Origin of the sequence: Aeromonas sp. QDB25, assembly GCF_027707725.1 — a bacterium.
GTDB lineage: Bacteria > Pseudomonadota > Gammaproteobacteria > Enterobacterales > Aeromonadaceae > Aeromonas > Aeromonas caviae.
The window spans coordinates 1-3,551 of sequence record NZ_JAPCIZ010000154.1 but is presented as its reverse complement, the minus strand read 5'-3'; the positions used below and the strand labels follow the sequence as shown (position 1 = coordinate 3,551).

Below are 3,551 nucleotides of genomic sequence, written 5' to 3'. Positions count from 1 at the left end.
CTCAGCAGCCAGAGCTTTGAGTGTGTCTTGGTCCATTTGCTTACCCACGAAGGTATCCTTTTGAAAAAGTTACTTATTCGTGGGCGGTTACACAATTGGATTTACAGGCTCCAAAACGTTATACGGATTGACTCGCCCTCCCTTCCTCAGAAACAACTGACAGGTTTCTGGTATCGCCAGGGAAATGTTGCCCAGTTGTTTCTTGGGGTCAACAGTCTGAGCTGCACTACCGCATGTTCATTCATGAATCCGGAGTTGGCCTCGTGAGCGGCCGCTTTCGATCCGCTTTCCCGAGCGGCGAATGGCTGCTCCCATTTCTCTGGGATGTCGCCTTTGGGTCGAGGCCGTGTGGAAACGCAATTGAGTTACCGTTCGCCGCGCGCTTGAGCGCGTGTTTTACCCGTTGTTGATCAAATCGAGGCCGACAGCTTTCTGAGATCGAAACTGAGGGTCCTAATCGCCTTAGAGTACGGTCAAATCGAGCCGTAAAAAAGGCCACCTGACCTTAAACGGCAAGTAACCGTATCGATCTCATGAGTTTCTCAACACCGAGAATGTTGATGACTCGCCGAAGGTTGTAGGCCAGCACGTGCAAGCTCACTTCCGTGCTCACATGTTTGAGGGTTTTCATCAAGAAATGCGCCGACCCCATCCAGAACTTCAGTGTTCCGAAGACATGCTCGACGGTACACCGTCGTTGTTTCATCTTCCCTGGGTTCCGGTCCAGGCGATCCTGCATGGCGTCAAGGACGCCTTCATGTTCCCATCGCTTTACCCGCCGTTCCTTGCCGGTAGTGCACTGTGCTTTCAGCGCACACTGCTGGCAGGTTAAGTACGAAGCGTAGTAATCATCAATTCTCATCCCATCCTTCAGCGAGGAGTGACGATAGATCAGCTGCTTCCCTGCAGGACAAAGATATTCGTTGTCCTGCGCGACATAGACGAAATCACGTTTGTCGTATAACCCTTTGGCTTTGTTGTTGCTGGTCATGGTCTTTGGCACCGAGGGCGTGATTCCCGCCTCGACACACTTCAATATTTCCGGTCCCTTGTAATAACCCCGGTCGGCGATGGCTTCGATGTTCTCAACCGCGAGCGCTTCGCGTGATTGCAAGGCCATCTTGGCGAGTTGCGTTCGGTCATACCCTAGATTCGTGACTTCATGGGCGACGATCAAGTGATGCTGGATCTCGACAGAGGTTTGGACGTTGTAGCCGACCATGCCAGTACCGCGGCCACTGGTGGCCATCGAGCGAGCATCCGGGTCGGTTTGTGACAGTTGCTGATCCGGTTGCTGTTTCAATTGTTGCTCAATGTCCCGCAGGTAGTGCATCTGTTTCCTGAGCTTGTCCAGCTTCTCTTGCAAGTGCGCGGTTCTCGCTTCAAGATCAGCCGGTTGCGTCCGGTCGGCCGTGTCCAGGGCATTCAGATAGCGCTCGATGCTTTCATCAATCTGCTTCATCCGCTGTTCGAGTTTGTGCGGCGTGAAGTTCTTGTCCCGGTTATTGACGGCTTTGAATTTGCTGCCATCGATGGCCACGACCGCTTGGCTGAACAGGTTGAGTTGGCGACAGAGGGCCACAAACCGCTTGCACACGTTACGGATGCCTTTGCCGTTGTCGTGACGGAAGTCGGCAATGGTCTTGAAGTCCGGAGACAGATGTCCCGTGAGCCACATCAATTCAACATTGCGCTGCGTTTCGCGCTCCAGGCGCCGGCTCGATTGAATTCGGTTCAGGTAACCATAGATGTAGATCTTCAGCAACAGCGCGGGATGGTAACCCGGCCGTCCCGTCGCCGCAGCGACCGTACCGTCAAATCCCAGTTCGACCAGATCAAGTTCGTCGACAAACAAATCAATGACGCGCACGGGATTGTCAGTGTCGATATAGTCGTCCAGGCAGGCTGGCATCAAGGTGATCTGGTTTCGACTTTCGCCTTCAATGAATCGCTTCATCCCCAGCCTCCGCATCTATGTCTTATGCATAGACCACAGAGCGCAATCAGAGTTCACTCGTTTTCACACGGCCTCGGTCGGGTCCTGCCCGTTGGCCACGAAAACCGAATGGCAGCAATCCGGCCTTAAGCAGGCATAAACTGACGGTGTTACATTCTGCTGACTTTGGTCAAGAGCACCGACCCTGATATCCACGTCGGCGGGGGCACTCTCTGAGCCCTAGATTTGGCGTGGCGGAATTTTCGGCGGTTTGGGCTTACACCCCCTCTATCGTACACTCTCAACTCATCTGATCAAAAAAGCCGGTTACACCAAAGCCTCTGCACAAACTGGCTCAGTGACTCTTATCCAACGCTTTGGCTCCGCGCTAAATCTCAATGTCCACTACCACATGCTGTTTCTCGATGGTGTCTATGCCGAAGATGACTATGGCAAGCAACGCTTCCATCGTGTCAAGGCACCCACTTACGATGAGCTGAATACGCTCGCTCACACCCTCAGCCATCGCATCGCTCGCTGCATGGAAAAGCGTGGGATTTTGGAGCGTGATGCCGAGAATACGTGGTTGACACTGGAAGAGGGCGAAGACGATACGCTGACTCAATTACATGGTGCTTCGGTTACGTATCGCATTGCCGTCGGCCCCCAGCAAGGGCGCAAAGTCTTCACCCTGCAAACCTTGCCAGGGCGTGAGGATAAAGCCGACTCAAGCAGTCGAGTAGCCAACCATGCTGGTTTCTCGCTACACGCCGGTGTGATGGCCGAAGCGCATCAGCGGGATAAGCTTGAGCGCTTGTGTCGCTACATTAGTCGGCCAGCGGTTTCAGAAAAACGTCTGGCATTAACCGCCAATGGGCAGGTGCGTTACGAGCTCAAAACTCCGTACCGCAATGGCACCACCCATGTGATCTTCGAGCCGCTGGACTTCATCGCCAAACTCGCTGCGTTGGTACCTAAGCCGCGAGTCAACCTCACACGCTTCCACGGCGTCTTTGCACCGAACAGCAAACACCGAGTTCAAGTAACACCCGCCAAGCGGGGCAAGAAGCCCGACAAATCGGAAGGTCTCGATACTAACTGGCGTGACAAGAGTCCTGCAGAGCGCCACCGCGCCATGACCTGGATGCAACGCCTCAAGCGAGTCTTCAATATTGATATTGAAGTCTGCGAACACTGCGGCGGTCACGTCAAAGTGATTGCCAGCATCGAAGATCCGAAGGTCATTGAGCAGATTCTCAAGCATCTGAAACAGAAAACAGCCAAGGCGAATGCCGCCAAGCAGCGTGAGCTGCCACCAGAACGAGCGCCGCCACTGACTCCCAGCCTGTTCGATCCATCACAGAGTCGTCTCTTTGACTGACGACCCCAAATCCAACACTGCTCAACACTGCCAACTTTTAAACGGGGCGGTGGGGCAGTTTGTATCTCTCGAGCTATCAGGCTAGAGATTTTACCGCCAAATCGAACCTTATTAGAGCGGTTTCATGTACAGGATCTTTAGCAGCAACCAATTGAAATAGATATAAAAATGGCTTCGATTGTGATCTGATTTTATCGCCAAACAAAACCGCCACGCACGAAGCCATGACCATTA

The 3,551-nt window shown here is 53.3% G+C and carries 1 protein-coding gene and 1 pseudogene; one reads left to right on the top strand and one right to left on the bottom strand.

The genetic code is table 11. From position 1 onward, the window contains the following. Nucleotides 1–505: 505 nt before the first annotated feature. Complete coding sequence (locus PG883_RS22895) at nt 506–1,957, bottom strand: IS1182 family transposase (protein WP_257707827.1); 1,452 nt, start codon at nt 1,955–1,957, stop codon at nt 506–508. A gap of 262 nt (nt 1,958–2,219) precedes the next feature. Here PG883_RS22895 and PG883_RS22890 point away from each other — a divergent pair. Further along, nucleotides 2,220–3,317 (top strand): annotated as a pseudogene (locus PG883_RS22890) (IS91-like element ISCR1 family transposase); the annotation flags it as partial. Between the last annotated feature and the right edge of the window lie 234 nt (nt 3,318–3,551).

Bases quoted from the DNA above. Each gene is read 5' to 3' on its own strand.
- PG883_RS22895 (WP_257707827.1), bottom strand. From the start codon at position 1,957: ATGAAGCGATTCATTGAAGGCGAAAGTCGAAACCAGATCACCTTGATG.